General features: G+C 64.3%; 18 protein-coding genes and 3 pseudogenes. 8 read left to right on the forward strand and 13 right to left on the reverse strand.

The genetic code is table 11. The features are described 5' to 3' along the window. Both ACFP9U_RS16570 and ACFP9U_RS16575 read left to right on the forward strand, forming a co-directional pair. Nucleotides 1-1,507 (forward strand): trimethylamine methyltransferase family protein (locus ACFP9U_RS16570; RefSeq protein WP_378623121.1); only part of this gene is annotated, 1,507 nt, incomplete at its 5' end. A 140-nt stretch (nucleotides 1,508-1,647) separates the two neighbouring features. Then, nucleotides 1,648-2,034: a MerR family transcriptional regulator gene (locus tag ACFP9U_RS16575; RefSeq protein WP_378623123.1), complete on the forward strand. Its 387-nt coding sequence runs from the start codon at nucleotides 1,648-1,650 to the stop codon at nucleotides 2,032-2,034. 13 nt (nucleotides 2,035-2,047) lie between these two features. Here the strand turns inward: ACFP9U_RS16575 and ACFP9U_RS16580 are convergent, their stop codons facing one another. Continuing rightward, nucleotides 2,048-2,527: a methyltransferase family protein gene (locus tag ACFP9U_RS16580; protein ID WP_378623125.1), complete on the reverse strand. Its 480-nt coding sequence runs from the start codon at nucleotides 2,525-2,527 to the stop codon at nucleotides 2,048-2,050. A 44-nt stretch (nucleotides 2,528-2,571) separates the two neighbouring features. Continuing rightward, nucleotides 2,572-3,573 carry a heparan-alpha-glucosaminide N-acetyltransferase gene (locus ACFP9U_RS16585; RefSeq protein ID WP_378623128.1) on the reverse strand — a complete coding sequence of 334 codons (1,002 nt, stop codon included), beginning with the start codon at nucleotides 3,571-3,573 and terminating at the stop codon, nucleotides 2,572-2,574. Between the two features lie 64 nt (nucleotides 3,574-3,637). Here ACFP9U_RS16585 and ACFP9U_RS16590 point away from each other — a divergent pair, with 64 nt between their 5' ends. The 3 genes from ACFP9U_RS16590 (at nucleotide 3,638) to ACFP9U_RS16600 (ending at nucleotide 6,431) form a co-directional block, all read left to right on the forward strand. Next, on the forward strand, nucleotides 3,638-4,465 hold the full coding sequence (locus tag ACFP9U_RS16590; protein WP_378623131.1) for an aldo/keto reductase: 828 nt from the start codon (nucleotides 3,638-3,640) through the stop codon (nucleotides 4,463-4,465). A gap of 131 nt (nucleotides 4,466-4,596) precedes the next feature. Next, complete coding sequence (locus ACFP9U_RS16595; RefSeq protein WP_378623132.1) at nucleotides 4,597-5,670, forward strand: GGDEF domain-containing protein; 1,074 nt, start codon at nucleotides 4,597-4,599, stop codon at nucleotides 5,668-5,670. A 107-nt stretch (nucleotides 5,671-5,777) separates the two neighbouring features. Continuing rightward, the gene (locus tag ACFP9U_RS16600) at nucleotides 5,778-6,431 is read left to right on the forward strand and encodes an OmpA family protein (protein ID WP_378623134.1); all 654 of its coding nucleotides are present in this window, start codon (nucleotides 5,778-5,780) and stop codon (nucleotides 6,429-6,431) included. Between the two features lie 38 nt (nucleotides 6,432-6,469). On the opposite strand, the gene ACFP9U_RS16605 is transcribed toward ACFP9U_RS16600, so the two are convergent. The 3 genes and pseudogenes from ACFP9U_RS16605 to ACFP9U_RS16615 all read right to left on the reverse strand — a co-directional run. After that, nucleotides 6,470-7,393: a pseudouridine-5'-phosphate glycosidase gene (locus ACFP9U_RS16605; protein WP_378623136.1), complete on the reverse strand. Its 924-nt coding sequence runs from the start codon at nucleotides 7,391-7,393 to the stop codon at nucleotides 6,470-6,472. A gap of 20 nt (nucleotides 7,394-7,413) precedes the next feature. Then, entirely contained in the window at nucleotides 7,414-7,989 is a 576-nt protein-coding gene (locus tag ACFP9U_RS16610) for a PfkB family carbohydrate kinase (protein WP_378623137.1), read from the reverse strand. A 98-nt stretch (nucleotides 7,990-8,087) separates the two neighbouring features. Beyond that, a pseudogene (locus tag ACFP9U_RS16615) lies at nucleotides 8,088-8,339 on the reverse strand (PfkB family carbohydrate kinase); the annotation flags it as partial. A gap of 232 nt (nucleotides 8,340-8,571) precedes the next feature. Between ACFP9U_RS16615 and recA the strand changes: the two are divergent. After that, the gene (gene recA, locus ACFP9U_RS16620) at nucleotides 8,572-9,660 is read left to right on the forward strand and encodes a recombinase RecA (RefSeq protein ID WP_378623140.1); all 1,089 of its coding nucleotides are present in this window, start codon (nucleotides 8,572-8,574) and stop codon (nucleotides 9,658-9,660) included. A 138-nt stretch (nucleotides 9,661-9,798) separates the two neighbouring features. On the opposite strand, the gene ACFP9U_RS16625 is transcribed toward recA, so the two are convergent. After that, nucleotides 9,799-11,226: a PLP-dependent aminotransferase family protein gene (locus ACFP9U_RS16625; RefSeq protein WP_378623141.1), complete on the reverse strand. Its 1,428-nt coding sequence runs from the start codon at nucleotides 11,224-11,226 to the stop codon at nucleotides 9,799-9,801. 211 nt (nucleotides 11,227-11,437) lie between these two features. On the opposite strand from ACFP9U_RS16625, the pseudogene ACFP9U_RS16630 reads away from it, so the two are divergent. Continuing rightward, nucleotides 11,438-11,554: pseudogene (locus ACFP9U_RS16630) on the forward strand (DUF1127 domain-containing protein); the annotation flags it as partial. 1 nt (nucleotide 11,555) lies between these two features. Here ACFP9U_RS16630 and ACFP9U_RS16635 read toward each other — a convergent pair. The 4 genes from ACFP9U_RS16635 to purC all read right to left on the reverse strand — a co-directional run bounded on the left by ACFP9U_RS16635 (nucleotide 11,556) and on the right by purC (nucleotide 13,816). After that, entirely contained in the window at nucleotides 11,556-11,957 is a 402-nt protein-coding gene (locus tag ACFP9U_RS16635) for a hypothetical protein (protein ID WP_378623143.1), read from the reverse strand. Between the two features lie 32 nt (nucleotides 11,958-11,989). Beyond that, entirely contained in the window at nucleotides 11,990-12,658 is a 669-nt protein-coding gene (gene purQ / locus ACFP9U_RS16640) for a phosphoribosylformylglycinamidine synthase subunit PurQ (protein WP_378623145.1), read from the reverse strand. Nucleotides 12,659-12,702: 44 nt separating this feature from the next. Beyond that, the gene (gene purS / locus ACFP9U_RS16645; RefSeq protein WP_378623148.1) at nucleotides 12,703-12,963 is read right to left on the reverse strand and encodes a phosphoribosylformylglycinamidine synthase subunit PurS; all 261 of its coding nucleotides are present in this window, start codon (nucleotides 12,961-12,963) and stop codon (nucleotides 12,703-12,705) included. 61 nt (nucleotides 12,964-13,024) lie between these two features. Continuing rightward, on the reverse strand, nucleotides 13,025-13,816 hold the full coding sequence (purC, locus tag ACFP9U_RS16650; RefSeq protein WP_322450818.1) for a phosphoribosylaminoimidazolesuccinocarboxamide synthase: 792 nt from the start codon (nucleotides 13,814-13,816) through the stop codon (nucleotides 13,025-13,027). Nucleotides 13,817-14,052: 236 nt separating this feature from the next. On the opposite strand from purC, the gene ACFP9U_RS16655 reads away from it, so the two are divergent. Then, complete coding sequence (locus ACFP9U_RS16655; protein ID WP_322450819.1) at nucleotides 14,053-14,373, forward strand: DUF1476 domain-containing protein; 321 nt, start codon at nucleotides 14,053-14,055, stop codon at nucleotides 14,371-14,373. Here ACFP9U_RS16655 and ACFP9U_RS16660 read toward each other — a convergent pair. The 3 genes and pseudogenes from ACFP9U_RS16660 to ACFP9U_RS16670 all read right to left on the reverse strand — a co-directional run. Next, the gene (locus ACFP9U_RS16660; protein ID WP_378623151.1) at nucleotides 14,360-14,917 is read right to left on the reverse strand and encodes an RBBP9/YdeN family alpha/beta hydrolase; all 558 of its coding nucleotides are present in this window, start codon (nucleotides 14,915-14,917) and stop codon (nucleotides 14,360-14,362) included. The two genes, ACFP9U_RS16655 and ACFP9U_RS16660, sit on opposite strands and share 14 nt — an antisense overlap. A 142-nt stretch (nucleotides 14,918-15,059) precedes the next feature. Then, nucleotides 15,060-15,989, reverse strand: a complete 930-nt coding sequence (locus tag ACFP9U_RS16665; RefSeq protein WP_378623152.1) for a helix-turn-helix transcriptional regulator — start codon at nucleotides 15,987-15,989, stop codon at nucleotides 15,060-15,062. 20 nt (nucleotides 15,990-16,009) lie between these two features. Continuing rightward, nucleotides 16,010-16,487 (reverse strand): annotated as a pseudogene (locus ACFP9U_RS16670) (kinesin); the annotation flags it as partial.

Here is a 16,487-nt window from a genome sequence, read left to right on the forward strand (position 1 = left end):
CGCGTCGGCCCGACGGGCGGCGCGCAGCGGCGGCGGACCGGGCCAGCAACTCACCTACATCAGGCGCTCGATCAAGCCCTACGAAGTGCTCGACGAGGAAGGGCTGTCGCTGATCGAGGCCAATGCCGACACGGTGCTTGAAGAGGTGGGAATCGAGTTCCGGGACGATCCGGAAGCGCTGAAGCTCTGGAAGGAAGCCGGCGCCGACGTGAAGGCGGACCGCGTGCACTTTCCCAAGGGGCTGTGCCGCGAGCTTTTGAAGACGGCACCGCCCGTCTTCACCCAGCACGCGCGCAATCCGGAACGCTCCGTCCAGATCGGCGGCGATGCCACCGTCTTCGCCCCGGTGTACGGTCCGCCTTTCGTGCGCGATCTCGAAGGCACGCGCCGCTACGCCACGATCGAGGATTTCCGCAATTTCGTGAAGCTCGCCTATATGGCGCCGTCGATCCACCATTCGGGCGGCACGGTGTGCGAGCCGGTCGATGTGCCGGTCAACAAGCGCCACCTCGACATGGTCTATGCGCATATGCGTTTTTCCGACAAGCCCTTTATGGGATCGGTCACCGCGCCCGACCGCGCCGAGGACACGGTGTCGATGGCCAGGATCCTGTTCGGCGAGAAGTTCGTCGAGGAAAACACGGTCGTCATCAACCTCATCAACGCCAACTCGCCCATGGTCTTCGACGAGACCATGCTGGGCGCGGCCAAGGTCTATGCGCGGGCGAACCAGGCCTGCATCATCACCCCCTTCATCCTGGCCGGCGCCATGAGCCCGGTGACGGTGGCGGGCACGCTCACCCAGGTGCTGGCGGAGGTGATGGCAGGGGCGGCCTTCACGCAGCTCGTGCGGCCGGGCGCGCCGGTCCTCTTCGGCACGTTCGCATCATCGATCTCCATGCAGTCCGGGGCGCCGACCTTCGGCACGCCGGAACCGTCGCTCGTCTCTTACGGCGCGGCACAGCTCGCCCGGCGCCTCGGACTTCCCTTCCGCACCGGCGGCTCGCTCACCGGCTCGAAGGTTCCGGACGCCCAGGCTGCATATGAGAGTGCCAACACGCTCAATTCCACCGTGCTCGCGGGAACCAATTTCGTCCTCCACGCGGCCGGCTGGCTCGAGGGCGGGCTTGCCTCGTCCTACGAGAAATTCATGATGGATATCGACCAACTCGGCATGCAGCAGCGCCTGTGCGAGCCGCTTGACCTGTCGGAAAACGGCCAGGCGATGGACGCCATCCGCGAGGTGGGGCCGGGCAGCCACTATCTCGGCTGTGCGCACACGCAGGCCAATTTCCAGACCGCCTTCTACCGCTCCTCGATCGCCGACAATAATTCCTACGAGCAATGGTCGGCGGAGGGCGAGAAGGCCGCGAATCAGCGGGCGAACCAGTTGGCCAGGAATTGGCTCGACGCCTATCAGGCGCCGGCGCTCGACGAGGGAATCGACGAGGCACTCAACGATTTCGTGGCCCGGCGCAAGGAGTCGATGCCGGATGCCTTCGCTTGAGCCGGCCTGCGTTTTCGAACGCGCGCAGTGGCGGTGGTGGGTCGCCAATTGTCGAGGCGGCGGTGCGGCTTATCGTTGAATTGACTTTTACGTAAATCGGGTGACATTGTCGGCCGCACAATATGCGAGGCCGACCACCGATGCGGGAATATTACACGATTACGGAGCTGACCCGCGAATTCGGAATCTCGACGCGCACGCTCCGGTTCTACGAGGACGAAGGACTCATCCATCCGGTGCGGCGTGGGCGCACGCGCCTTTACCGTCCCTCCGACCGGCATCTCGTCCGCCAGATCCTGCGCGGCCGCCGTCTCGGCTTCTCGATCAACGAGATCCGGGAGATCATCCAAGTCTACAAGACGCCGCCCGGCGAGGTCGGGCAATTGCACCTGATGATCGAGAAGATCGAGGAGAAGAGGCAAAGCCTGCGGCAGAAGCGCCGCGATCTGGAGGATACGCTGCAGGAACTCGACCAGGCCGAGGAGGCCTGTGTCGAGCGGTTGGCCGAGCTGGGCGTGAAAACCTGAAGGGCAGGCATCGTCAGAACCAGCGCCGCGCCTTCTTCTGGTAGTCACGGTAGCGCTTTCCGAAGCGCTCCGCCAAATGGCGCTCCTCCGGCTCGATCGCGAGCTTTTGCGTGACGATCGCCGCCAGGATGGAGGCGAGCAGAAACCAGACCGAGCCGGTGATCAGGCCGACGGCGAACAGGAGCGCCGCCAGTCCGAGATAGATCGGATTGCGCGAGAAGGCGTAAGGCCCGCCGATCACCAGGTGCCGGGCGCTCCTTGTCGCCATTACGGTGGTGTCGGCGTGGCGGAGCGTGCGTATGGCCATGGCAATGGACAGAAGCGCGGCCGCGGCAAGCAGCCAGCCGGCGGCGAACAGGATGTCGGAAAGCGGCGAGCCGATCCAGGGCAGGGGCACCGCATAGGCGAGAACGACACCCAATACGGCCGCGCCCAGGAACACGATTGGCGGCCAGGCGACACGGCTTGGCCCACGGTCGACCGAATCTGTCATCTCTTCCTCCCTCAGCGCGTGTTCGGCCGTCCTTGCCAGCCGGCTTACTGCGCTTCGCCGCCATTGTTCTCAACACTGCAGCGAAAGGCAACATCCTCGATCCAGGATTGGGTTTCAGGGTTGCGCTGCGGATTGTAGAGTTCTTCGAACCGGTTCTCCGCTACCGCGGCTTCCAGTACGCAGGCGCAATAGGCGCGGCAGAAGTTCTCTTCGTGCTGGCTGGCGCATTGCTCACCGCAAGCCTGCAGGAAAAGCGCCTCGCGGTCCGGTGCGGGCGGCGGTGCGACCTGGGCGGCGATCCATACGAGGGAGACGAGCACCGGCTGGTGCAGCAGGTAAAAGGCGAGGCCGTGGCGCCCCGCCGCAGCCAGGAGCGGAATGCGAGCGGCCGGCCTGAAGGTGGCCAGACGGGCAAGCAGCCCGGTTGCCGCCGCGATTTTTGCGACCGCGATTCCCGCCAGCACGACGCCGAACCATGGAAAGATCGGAATGTAGTCGTTCGAGCCGGGCACATTGCGCGAAAGCCCGGTCCACCAGAAGATCGGCTGGTCGAGGAAATCGGCTTGGACGTAAAGGGGGGCGGCGAGTGCCGCCGCCGCGCAAACCAGGATCAGGACCGCAGGAAGCCGGAGAAAGAGGAGGCCGAGCACACTCGCCACGGTGATGTTGTGGAGAATGCCGAAGAAAATGAAGGCGTCCGGCGTGGCGAAATAGGTAACGACCGTGATGCCGGCTGCCGCCAACGCGATCACCGCCGTTCTTCTGGTAAATGCACGCAGGAGAATGCGCTGCCCGTGCGCCAGATACAGGCTGACCCCGACGAGGAAAAGGAAGGAACCGGCAATCGAACGGGCGAATATCCACCAGCCGCCGCGCACCGAGGTGCCCGGCTCGATATAGCCGAAGAAATCGAGGTCCCAGGTGAAATGATAGACCGCCATTGCAACGAGGGCGGTGCCTCGGGCAACGTCGATGAGTTCGATCCGCCGCTTCTCGGATTGAGAGGATTGCACCTGATGCGCCCCTGGGCGACGGGTCGATGCCATTCAGGAATGCAACTCCCGAAACCACGTTTTTGTTGCTGATGAAACTGTTATAGGGGAGATGAACATGAAAAAACTGGATGTCAATGGCGCGCAGATTCCCGTGATTGGGCTGGGGACATGGACCCTCAAGGGCCGTACCTGTGTCGACATCGTCAGCCATGCGCTCCAACACGGCTACCGGCACGTGGATACGGCGGCGATCTATGACAATGAAGAGGAGGTCGGCGAAGGCATCAGAGCTTCCGGGCTTGCGCGTGATCAGATCTTCCTGGCCACAAAGGTCTGGTGGACCGATCTCGCGCCCGGCGATCTGGAGCGCTCCGCGGCCGAGAGCCTGAAGCGGCTGGGAGTCGATGCCGTCGACCTGCTCCTGATCCACTGGCCTAGCCCGGACATTCCGCTGGCCGAGACGATCGGAGCGCTCAACCGCGCGCGTGAAAAGGGCCTGACACGCCATATCGGCGTGTCGAATTTTCCCTCACGCCTCCTGGAGGCGGCGGCGGGCCATTCCGCGGCGCCGCTGGTGGCCAACCAGGTCGAGTATCATCCCTATCTGAACCAGGAGAAGGTTCATGCCGCCTGCTTGCGGCAGGGCATGGCGATGGTTTCCTATTGCCCCCTGTATCGCGGCGGGCTTCTCGACGAGCCGGCCGTCACCGAGGCGGCCGCCCGGTACGGCAAGACACCGGCACAGATCGTTTTGCGCTGGCACATCGAGCAGGAGAATGTCGCCGTGATCCCGCGGACCAGCCGGCTGGAGCGGTTGTCGGAGAACGCGGATATCTTCGATTTCTCCCTGGATGCCGGGGAGATGGAGGCGATCAGCCGCCTCAAAAGCGCGGGGCGGCGAATCTGCGATTACGATTTTTCACCCGAATGGGACCAACCCTGACGGGAATGGAAGGCGACCTATTAACCCAGCGTTAGCAGCTGCGCGCTAATTTTATGCAACGCATGCGGGACGGGGGGCGCTGCGGTACATCTTGCAAATCCGCGGCCGTCCCTCGGGGGTGGAGTGGGACCATGTTGCAAACGGCGGATGCGTCGCAAGGAAAGATCGACATCGCCACGGCCATCGCCGCCTCCATGCGCCGCATGGGGGTTGTGGGTCTGCCGCGCAACTACGAGCTCTTCTACGAGGTCGCGACCGGTGCGAACGCCGAGATCTGCGACGCCTTCAATGCTCTGGGCAACCGCCCCACGCAAGCAGCGCTCGACCAATTGTCGCGCAGGTATCTCGCCCACAGCAGTCGCTACCTGGTGATCGAAAGTGCTTGGGAGCAGGTCGCCCTCAGGGCGGACGAGATACTCGCCCTTCTCGGGCGTGAGCGCAGCTCCCTGGAAAAGTTCGGCCTGATCCTGGGCCAGACCCGCGACGGCCTGGATGCGCGCGAGATCCTCCCCGGCGAGTTGCTGCGCAAGATCGTCGGTATCTTGGCGGCGGCGACGGAGACCACGCTCGAGCACGGACGCCGGATCAGCGAAGCTATGGAGGAGAAGTCCGCCGAACTGTGCGAGGTCAAGGCAAAACTCGAAAAATACAAGCGCTTGGCCGAGACGGATCCGCTCACCAAGGTATGGAACCGTCGCGCCTTCGACCAGAAGCTCGCCACCATCTATGCGGACGACCGTGCTGTCCTGTTCCACGCATTGCTGCTGGTGGATATCGATGGCTTTAAGGCCTTCAACGACCGCCATGGCCATCCGGCGGGAGACCGCATATTGCAGGCGGTCGCGCGGCGGATCGAAGCCGCCTGCGCGGAGGGAAGCTTCGTCGCGCGGACCGGCGGAGAGGAATTCGCCGCAGTGGTCGAGGGGCTGAGCGAAGAGGCTGCCGAGGCGGTGGCCGAACGGATCCGTGCCTCCATCGCCGAGGCCGAGTTCGTCGTCGGCCCCTCGTCGACCAACGTCGGACCGGTCAGCGTATCGCTCGGTTTGTGCATGGCTGACCAGGCTCCGGATGCAGGAGCGCTCTATGCCCGGGCCGACCGTGCGCTTTACGCTTCGAAAGCAGGCGGGCGAAACCGTGTGACCCGCTTCTCCAAGCTGGGATCCGGTCCCCTGTCGAAGGGGTGGTTATTGTATCGCGACGCGTAAGCCTTGCCGGATTCCGCCGCAATTGTGTTAGAAGAGCAGCCGGGGACAGAAACCGGATTCGTCGTTTCGCGGTTTCGGCTCGATTTGATCAGGAGAGGATGACATTGATGCTCAAGAAAGTGATTGCAGTCGCCGTCGTGGCCGGCTTCACGGCCGGTTGCGTGACGTCCACGGATCCCTATACCGGCGAGCGGAAGATTTCCAACACGGCCGGCGGCGCCGCACTGGGCGCGCTGGCAGGCGCGGGCGCGGGCCTTCTGGCGGGTGGCGATGACCGGCGTAACGCCCTGATCGGCGCCGGCATCGGCGCGCTGGCAGGCGGTTCCATCGGTGCCTACATGGACCGGCAGGAAGCGCAGCTGCGCGGCGAGCTTCAGGGCACCGGCGTCGGCGTCACGCGTCAGGGCGACTACATCGTGCTCAACATGCCCTCCAACATCACCTTCGCCACCGACTCGTCTTCGATCCAGCCGGCCTTCTATCCGACGCTGAACTCCGTGGCGCTGGTTTTGAAGCGCTACAACCAAACGCTGGTCGACGTCTATGGCCACACCGATTCCACCGGCAGCTACGAGCACAACATGCAGCTGTCGCAGCGCCGCGCCAGCGCGGTCGCCGATTATCTCGTCGCCCAGGGCACGAATGCGCAGCGCTTCTCGATCATCGGCCTCGGCCCGACCCAGCCCGTCGCCTCCAACGATACCCAGGAAGGCCGGGCGCAGAACCGGCGCGTGGAAATCCGCTTGGCGCCGCTCACCTGACGGCGGGCGCCGTCTCGACGGTGCTTCAACAGGCTGTGTCAGGTCTTCGATGCCGAAACCGCGATTGCAATGCGCGCCGCCAGGCGCGCATTGTTTTTGACGAGAGCGATGTTGGTGGCGAGGCTGCGCCCCTCGGTCATCTCCAGGATGCGTTCGAGCAGGAAGGGCGTGACCGCCTTGCCCTTCACGCCCTGCCCGTCGGCTTCGGCCTGGGCTCGGGCGATCACGGCCTCCATCTCCGCCGCGGGAATCTCGTCGGCCGGCGGCGCCGGATTGGCTACGAGCATTCCGCCCGTGATGCCGAGTTCCACACGCGTCTTCCGGAAGCGGGCGATTGCCTCGGCGCTGTCGAGACGCAGCGGGGCCGGGCAGGGGGAGTTGCGCGACCAGAAAGCCGGCATCATGTCTGTCTGGTAGCCGACCACCGGAACGCCGCGCGATTCCAGAACCTCCAGCGTCTTCGGGATGTCGAGGATGGCCTTGGGACCGGCCGAGACGACGACGACCGGCGTGCGCGCCAGCTCGTCGAGGTCGGACGAGATGTCGAAGCTCGTCTCCGCGCCCTTGTGCACGCCGCCGATGCCGCCCGTGGCGAAGACCGAAATGCCCGCCAGATGGGCGGCGATCATGGTGGCGGCCACCGTGGTGCCGCCGGTGCGGCCTTCGGCAAGTGCGAAGGCGAGGTCGGCGCGTGAGAGCTTCATGGCCTCGCGCTCTTGGGCAAGCGTCTTGCGCTCCTGCGCCGACAGCCCGATCCGGAGCCGCCCGTCGATGACGGCAACCGTCGCGGGCACGGCGCCCTCCTCGGCGACGATCGCCTCGACCTCGGCGGCCATCGCATCGTTCTGCGGCCACGGCATGCCGTGCGTGAGGATCGTGCTTTCGAGCGCGACGACCGCGCGCCCGGCGTTAAGCGCCTCGGCAACCGGTGCGTGGATATCGACATGGCTGGCGAGCGGCATCGGGTCTCCTGTCTGGGCTTTCAAGAAAGCTGCCTCGCACGTGGTACCGCTTCAAGTGCTGCGCGAAACTCTTCTTCCGCCGTTTCCGGCGCCGCATGCATACTTTCCACCACGAGCTTGGCGGCCGCCATTCCTTCGCGCACGGCCTCGGCAAAAGCAAGGCCGCGCATCAGCGCGGCTGCCGTGGCCCCGGCGAGCGCGTCACCCGCGCCGGTTACGTCTCCGACATGGTCAAGCGCGGGCGGGGAAACCTCGAACGTGTCAGGGTCCTGGAAGCAAAGGACGGGACCGGCGCCGGCCGTGATCACACCGGCACCAAGCCCCATGTCGCGCAGCACCTCCGCTGCCTGGTTTGATGGCGACCCGTCCGGCAGACCGGACAGTCTGGTGGCCTCTCTGCGGTTCATGAAAAGGCAGGAGAGGGCGGGGAGGGCTCCCGCCAGCCGCTCCACCTTGGCGGGCGAGACGGCGATCGCGTGGACCGGCTTCCCCGCGGCCAAGGTGATGAGCTGGCCGATGGCATCCGCCGACAGGTTTGCGTCACACAGCAGTGCGTCCGCGTGTGCGGCTGCCTCGCGTATCTTGCGGCGGCGCATCTGCTTTGCAAAACCATGTCCGCAAGTCCGGTGATCAGTTCACCCTTGTCCGTGAGGATCGCCGTGTAGCTCGCCGTCGTCCGGTCGAGAAAGACCGCCGAAAGGTCCTCGATGCCGGCGTCTTCCACGGCCTGTGCCACCTGCTCGCCCGCCGCGTCGCCGCCGCGCAGCGAGACGAGCGACGCGGAGACGCCGCGCTGCACCGCCATTCTGGCGGCGTTGAAGGCGCCGCCGCCGACCTCTTCGCGCATGACGCCAGGATTGGACGCTTCCGGCACGTGCGGACCGTTGATACGGCCTCTCCGGTCGATATGCGCGCCCCCGACGGCCAGAAGACGTGGCCTCGTCATTCTCGATCTCCTTGCCTGCGAATCGCCGTGGCCGACGCATGCCCGCCTCCGGCAGGGCTGGCCACGCCGTCCATGTCCGCTCCCGGAATTAGTACAAAATCAGAACATAATCGAATTTACTATTCATTTCAAATAGATAAAACCACTTGCCAAAACGGAACAAAAAAGGTACAAAAAATCTCGGGAGATCTGCAAGGCGCGGCTTCCATTGGTGTCAAAGGGGTGTTTTATCATGGCTCAGAAGTCACTGCGGCTTGTAGAGGAAAACTCGGTGGATAAATCCAAGGCATTGGACGCGGCGCTTTCGCAGATCGAGCGGGCCTTCGGCAAGGGCTCCATCATGCGGCTGGGCGCCAATGACAAGGTGGTCGAGATCGAGACCATCCCCACCGGCTCGCTGGGCCTTGATATCGCCCTCGGCGTCGGCGGCCTGCCGCGCGGACGCATTATTGAAGTGTACGGGCCGGAAAGCTCGGGCAAGACGACGCTGGCGCTGCACTCGGTGGCCGAGGCACAAAAGAAGGGCGGCATCTGCGGCTTCGTCGATGCCGAGCACGCGCTTGACCCCGTCTATGCCCGCAAGCTGGGCGTGGACCTGGAGAACCTTCTGATCTCGCAGCCGGATACGGGCGAGCAGGCGCTGGAGATCTGCGATACGCTTGTACGTTCCGGTGCGCTGGACGTCATTGTCGTCGACTCGGTGGCGGCGCTCACGCCGCGCGCCGAAATCGAGGGCGAGATGGGCGATTCGCTGCCCGGCATGCAGGCACGGCTGATGAGCCAGGCGCTCAGAAAGCTGACCGCCTCCATCTCGCGCTCCAACACGATGGTGATCTTCATCAACCAGATCCGCATGAAGATCGGCGTCATGTTCGGTTCTCCGGAAACCACGACGGGCGGCAACGCACTGAAGTTCTACGCTTCGGTGCGTCTCGACATCCGCCGCATCGGCGCGGTCAAAGACCGCGACGAGACGGTCGGCAACCAGACGCGCGTCAAGGTGGTCAAGAACAAGCTGGCTCCGCCCTTCAAGCAGGTCGAGTTCGACATCATGTATGGCGAAGGCATATCCAAGACCGGCGAACTCATCGATCTGGGGGTGAAGGCCGGCACGGTCGAGAAATCCGGCGCCTGGTTCTCCTATAACTCCCAGCGCCTGGGGCAGGGGCGCGAGAACGCCAAGCAGTTCCTGCGCGAGAATCCGGAAGTGGCTCGCGAGATTGAGCTGGCGCTCAGGCAGAATGCGGGGCTGATCGCGGATCAGTTCCTCGATGAAGCCCGCGGCGACGACGATCTGGACGATGCGGCCGATGGCAGCTAGCGCACCGGCTCGAAAACCGGAACCGCTTTCGGAAAAGCACGACGCATGAAGCGAACAGGCGTGGCGCTCTTGGTGCGTTCGAATGGATGCAGGGCGCTGTAGAGCATCGGTCGGAGGACCGGAAACGGTGTCCGGATCTCAATCGAGGCTATCGTAGCCGGCACTCCCTTCCTCCATGAGGCGGCGTATGACGGACAGGCCGCGTGCGGTTTCTTCGCGGCTGCGCGGCGCCGATATGCCGATACGGACATGGTGGAAGACGCGGTCCGAGCGCCCGGCTTTGAACTCGTCGGCATCGTCGATCAGTACGCCTTCCTCGGACGCCGCGTTCTTGAATGTGCCGGAAAGCCAGGGCTCCGGCAGTTCCAGCCAGATAAAAGGCACATTCGCGGACATGCGTGCCGAATAGCCGGAAAGCGCCCGGCGGGCGAGCGCGAGCCGGGCGTTGTTCTCGGCGATGCATTTTTCGCGGATGGCGTCCGCCTCGCCCGAAAGGACCAACTGCGCGCTGAGCTCCGTGAGCATGAAGGGCAGGCCTCCGGTGAGCATACGATGCGCCACCTGGACGCGCCGCGCGTAGTTTGGCGGACAGGCGATCCAGCCGCCGCGCACGCCCGCGGCCACCGACTTCGACAGGCCGCCGACATGGAAGGTCCGCTCCGGCGCCAGCTCCGCCAACACGGGTTGGGGATCCGCCGCCAATGCGCCGTAGAGATTGTCCTCGATCAGCCAAACATTGTGCTTGCGCACGATCTCGGCAATGGCGATGCGCCGTTCGCGCGGCAATGTGGCCACCGTGGGGTTCTGCGCGGCAGGCATCAGAAAGACCATCTTCGGGTGCCGTTGCGCGCAGACACGCTCCAGATCCTCCGGCACCATTCCATGTGTATCGGTTTCGACAAGCGTAATACGGCGGCCGATCAGGCTGGCGCTGCGCGCCACCTGCGAGTAGGTCAGGTGTTCGAAAGCGATGTGATCGCCCGGCGATGTCGTTGCGGCAATGGTGGCCACCACCGCCGCATGGGCTCCGAGAGTGGGCACGATGTCCCGTGCGGACGGCCGAAAGGCACCGCGTGCGAGCCAGCGGCTACCGGCCGCCAGCCAGTGCTCGGGATAGGTGCGCGTGTAGCTCGTCATTTCCTGCAGGTGCGCGTGGTTGGTCCGGGCCGAAAGGGCGGCGATTGTCTCGCCCTGTCCCACATCTGGGGCCGCGGTGGCGTCGAAACGCAGCTTCTCGGCCGCTGCGTCCAGCTCGCGCGTACCGTCCAGGGGACTTGAGGCCGGCGGCGATCGCCGCTCGGCCGGAACCGCTCCGGCAGCAGCGCGCTCCAGCACATAGGTTCCGCGCCCGACCTCGCCGTTGATGAGCCCGCGCTCGCGCACCAGCGCATAAGCGCGGCTCACCGTGCCGATCGTCACGCCGAGATCGAAGGCAAGATTGCGTTGCGGGGGCAGTTTCGCACCCTCGGGCAGAACGCCGTTTTCGATGTCGTGCTCGATGCGATCGGCGAGCCGCAGATAGAGCGGTCCGCCGCCTTGAGTGAGGTTCGGCAGCCAATTTGTCATGGTGACAATTATCTATATTGCCTCTCTTTCTCCGTCAATGCATAGAATTGGCCCGGTGCAATTGCGCTAGGAATCGTGCGAAATGGATACAATTGGGACATTCAGGGGCGCCCGACGAGGCAGCGCATCCGGACGGACACTCATTCTCAGCGCGCATGCGGCTTGGTTGGCGCAACTGGTTTCGGCAATCCTTTTGCGTCTCGACGCAATGCTGGAAAAGCGCCGCAGCCGGCTCGCCCTGCTCGAGCTGAATGACGATCAGCTCAAGGATATCGGCATTTCGCGCGCCGATGCCTGCCGCGAGGCGGCAAGGCCGTTCTGGAACTGATTCAGTCTCCGTCGCGGCAGGCGAGGGGGCCGGTCGACCAGCGCGTGATATCCGTGTTCACGCGCCGTCCTGTCGGTGTTCCGGCGAGCGGACCGTAGGTGCTGATCGTGACGGGGGAGCCGGCCGCCTCGATCACCAGGACCGGCAGGCCTTCGGCGTTTCCCTTTCTAAGGAGCAGGAGGCGTGGCAGGCCCGCGCGGGTGTCCAGTTCCGGAACGAGATGCAGCGTGTTGAGGTCGGCATCCGGGGAGCGGGGCCAACACTGCGCGCCGGCGCGATTGATGCGCTGCAGCGCCGCGACGGGGCTTTTCGCCGCCACATGCAGTGAAAACGAGTCTCCCGAAGGTCCCCCGACACAGCTCGTCAGCACGAGCAGCAAGACAAGGGCGCTCCTGGCGTGCATCGTGCCGCCTTTTTCAAAAAGCGTGCAGCGCTTCACGCGGCCTTGCCCGCGATCCCCTCAAAGAGCGTGCGTCCGTCGGCGCCGCCATGGGCGGCCTCGATCAGGTTTTCAGGATGCGGCATCAGCCCCAGCACGTTGCCCCCGGCATTGACGATGCCGGCGATGTCGTTGATCGAGCCGTTCGGATTCGTCCCTTCGGCATAGCGGAAGACCACCTGGCCCTCACCCTCGATGCGCGCAAGCGTCTGCTCGTCGGCGAAATAGTTGCCGTCGTGGTGGGCGACGGGGCAGCGGATGATCTGGCCGGGCGCGTAGCCGCGGGTAAAGGGCGTGTTGGCGTTGGATACTGCAAGCTTCACCTCGCGGCAGACGAACTTCAGCGAGGCGTTGCGCATCAGGGCGCCTGGCAGCAGACCGGCTTCGAGCAGGATTTGGAAGCCGTTGCAAACGCCCATGACCATGACACCCTTGGCGGCCTTTGCGGCCACCGCCCGCATAACCGGCATGCGCGCGGCGATCGCGCCGCAGCGCAGATAATCACCATAGGAAAAGCCGCCCGGAATGACGATTAGATCGACATCGGGCAGTTCCGTCTCGGTCTGCCAGACCGTCGTCGGTTCCTTACCGGAGATCTTCGTAAGGGCGGCGATCATGTCGCGGTCGCGATTGAGGCCCGGGAGCTGGATGACGGCTGACTTCATGGAAAAACCGATTGGTTTTGGAACTGATGGTCGTCTCGGCGGGATCAGCTGCCTGCGATCTCGATCATGTAGTCTTCGATCACGGTATTCGCCAGCAGACGCTCGCAGATTTCCTTCAGGGTCGCTTCCGCCTTCGTCCTGTCGGCCGTCTCGAGCGTGACATCGAAGACCTTGCCCTGCCGCACCGAGCCGACTTCGCCATAGCCGAGGCCGTCAAGCGCGTGCTCGATCGCCTTGCCCTGGGGGTCGAGCACGCCATTCTTCAGGGTAACCATGATGCGGGCCTGAATCACTTCGCTCTCCATGCTGCGGTCCGGATCGGTGCACCGTTTCGTGGAAACAATGAAGTGATCCGGCCATCTGCCCCTAGTGACGGGTTCGTCCGGCTGTCTTCGAAGAGACGAGAACCGGCCCGCTAGGCTTGGGCGGATCGTTTTCGTTCATGATTCCAAGCCGGCGGGCGACTTCCTGATAGGCCTCCACCAGGCCGCCCATATCGCGGCGGAAGCGGTCCTTGTCCATCTTGTCGCGCGTGGTCGCGTCCCACAGGCGGCAGGAGTCGGGAGATATCTCGTCGGCGACAACGATGCGCATCATCTCGCCCTCGAAAAGCCGGCCGCATTCGATCTTGAAATCGACGAGTTGAATGCCGACGCCGAGGAACAGTCCGGACAGGAAGTCGTTGACGCGGATGGCGAGCGCCATGATGTCGTCGATCTCCTGGGGGCTTGCCCAGCCGAAGGCGGTGATGTGCTCTTCGGCGACCATCGGATCATCCAGCGCGTCGGCCTTGTAATAGAATTCGATGATCGAGCGCGGCAGAACCGTGCCTTCCTCGATTCCCAGCCTCTTTGCGAGCGAGCCGGCGGCGATGTTACGCACGACCACCTCGAGCGGAATGATCTCCACCTCCTTGATCAGCTGCTCGCGCATGTTGAGGCGGCGGATGAAGTGGGTGGGGATGCCGATCCGGTTCAGATGCTCGAAGAGATATTCCGAAATGCGGTTGTTGAGCACGCCCTTGCCGTCGACGATCTCGTGCTTCTTCTTGTTGAAGGCGGTCGCGTCGTCCTTGAAGAACTGGATGAGCGTGCCGGGCTCCGGGCCTTCATAAAGGATCTTGGCCTTGCCCTCATAAATACGGCGACGACGATTCATTGGCTTGTCTCTGGTTTGTGCCGGTCTTCAAGGTGGTGATCATCAGCTCGACCCGGCAAGAGGGGAATGAGCCAATCGGCCTGTTGCGGTCTGTAGCGCAAACGCGCCGCCACCTCAATCAGCATTTCCCGCCATCAACGGAATTGCGCCAGCCGATGCGTGTTGACCGGCGATCATATCAGCCGGATAGTGTCGGTATCGCGTGAAACCCCGACGGTCAGGAGCCCCGGAGAAACATGAGCAGCTTAAAGGATCGCGAAGAGACATTCGAGCGCAAGTTCGTCCACGACGAGGAAATGAAGTTCAGGGCGGTCTCGCGCCGCAACAAGCTGCTGGGCCTGTGGGCGGCAGAGAAGCTTGGAAAATCGGGTGAGGCCGCCGACGCGTATGCGATCGAGGTGATCAAGGCCGATATCGAGGAAGCGGGCGAGGAGGATGTGTTCCGCAAGATCCGCCGGGATTTCGATGCCGCGGGGGTGCAACAATCGGACCATCAAATCCGCCGCACCATGAGCGAGCTTCTGGCCACCGCCATTGACCAGGTCAAGCGGGAGTAAGCCGCGACAGGAAGCGGGCGAAGGTCAGCGAACCCTCGGGCCAGGGTCCGAAACCGGCCTCGGCATTGATGTGTCCGGCATTGCCGGCGTCGAGCAGCTGTGCGCCCCAGGCGGCGGCGATATCCTCGGCTTGCGCGAAGCTGCCGAAATGGTCGTTGCGGCTGGCGATCACCAGTGTGGGAAAGGGCAGGCGCGCGCGCGGGTAGGGACCGAAGGTCATCAGATGTTTCGGCCGGATTTCCGGATTGGCCACGTCCGGCGGGGCGACGAAGAAGGCACCCGCCACGGGCTTGCGAAACGCGCCGATTGCCTGCACGGCGGTGGCCACGCCCAGCGAGTGAGCGACCAAAACCACTGGCTTTTCCGCTTCGTTCACCGCCTCGGCCACCTTCGCCACCCAATCCTCGCGCACGGGCTTGGACCATTCGGCCTGCTCGACGCGGCGGGCGGTCGACAGGCGTGCCTGCCAGCGGCTCTGCCAATGGTCGGGGCCGGAATTGGTGTAGCCGGGGATGATCAGGATGTCGGCGTCTTTCGCTTGCATGGCCCGCATGTAGCGGCCCGTGACGCGCCGTGCAACAGCCGCATCTTGCCGGGGCGGTGTCTTTTCCGGTGAGCGCTGAAATGCCCAAAACGGGAGGATAAGCGCCCGCCATTGCCTAGGGCCTTTGCGGCCGGTCGGCCGGTCACTCGTCCTGGGGGTGGATCAGGCCGTGCTGCATGGCCCTTGCGACGGCTTGCGAAAGCGTCCTGCATTTCAGCTTTTGCCGGGCGGTCCGCAGATAGCTGCGCACCGTGTATTCGGATAGATCGCAGATCGCGGCAATCGCCTTGGCCTCCTTGCCCCGCGCCGTCCACAGCAGGCACTCTGTTTCGCGCGGGGAAAGCGAGGGCACCGGGCCCGAGGTCGCCGCGATCTCGCTCACGGCCTTGTCGTGGATTATCACCGCCAAAGAGCTGAGCGTCGGCAGGTTCCGTTCGATGAAGTCGGCCCATTCCAGCGCCGGCATGTCGGCGTTGAGCGTTAGGAGCGACCGCCTGCCTGCGCGATCGACGACCGGGATCGCATAGCCTCTCTCGGCAAGCCCATGGGCCAGCGCATCGGCCATCAGAGCCTTCTCGGCCTCGCCATTCCAGTCAAGTTCGTCCCACGCAAACGGACGCATGGACCGAAACCCCACCTGCACTATAGGATCGACGGTAATGTAGCTGCGCAACAGATAACGGGCGATCCACTGCGGCGGGTAGGTGCTCCTGACAAACGGGATCGAGACCGGCGAGGCCGGCGCCACGGCCGTGCAGTGGGTGACATGGTCGACGCAGAAACGGTCGCGGATGAGCATCACGGCTTCCTCCACGCTGGCCGTCTGCGCCACGGCCCGTCGGATCTCCGTCAGTTCGCCCTGCTCGGTCCAGCCATGCCCACCATGCATGCGACTCCCCTTGTCTCCCCCCACGAAGATGCGTCGCGACGCCGCCAAATGCAAGTCCAAGTAGAGCAGGCACAAATCGCGCAGGGCCGTGGGTTGGCGGTGTTGTGCCGCGGTCGCGACCGTATGCCCATTGAGGCCCCCAAAGAAAAACCCCGGCGCGATGGCGGCCGGGGTCTTGCGCATTGGCGGGGTCGGAGCTGCGGTCAGCGCAGCCGTCCGCTGGCATGGGCGAGCATGGTGTAGACCTTCCCGGTTTCGGAGGTGAGGTAGGTCTGGCTCATCATATTCTCGCGATCGTTGCGTGCGACGTCCGCCAGCAGCTTTTCGAAATCGCGGCAATACTGGTCCACCGCCTTGCGGAACTCGGCATCGGCGCGGTATTTGCGCTGGATCTCGTCAAAGGTCTGTTGGCCCTTCAACGTGTAGAGCCGGCGGGTGAAGACGTGTCGCTCGCCGCGGCGATACCGTTCCCACAGCTCGATGGACGCCTCGTGGTCGATGGCCCGGGCGATGTCGACCGAGAGCGAGTTGAGGGATTCCACCACATGAAGGGGTGTGCGGCCCTTGTCGCTCGCCGCGCCGTTTTCCTGCTGCACGCGCTCCTCCTCGCGCGAAGCACTGCGCAAGAGGTCGCGGATCCAGCCGCCGCCGGATGCGGCAGGGGCGGCGTCGGGCGCCTCG

The sequence above is a fragment of the Nitratireductor sp. GCM10026969 genome, assembly GCF_042660605.1.
Lineage (GTDB): Bacteria > Pseudomonadota > Alphaproteobacteria > Rhizobiales > Rhizobiaceae > Chelativorans.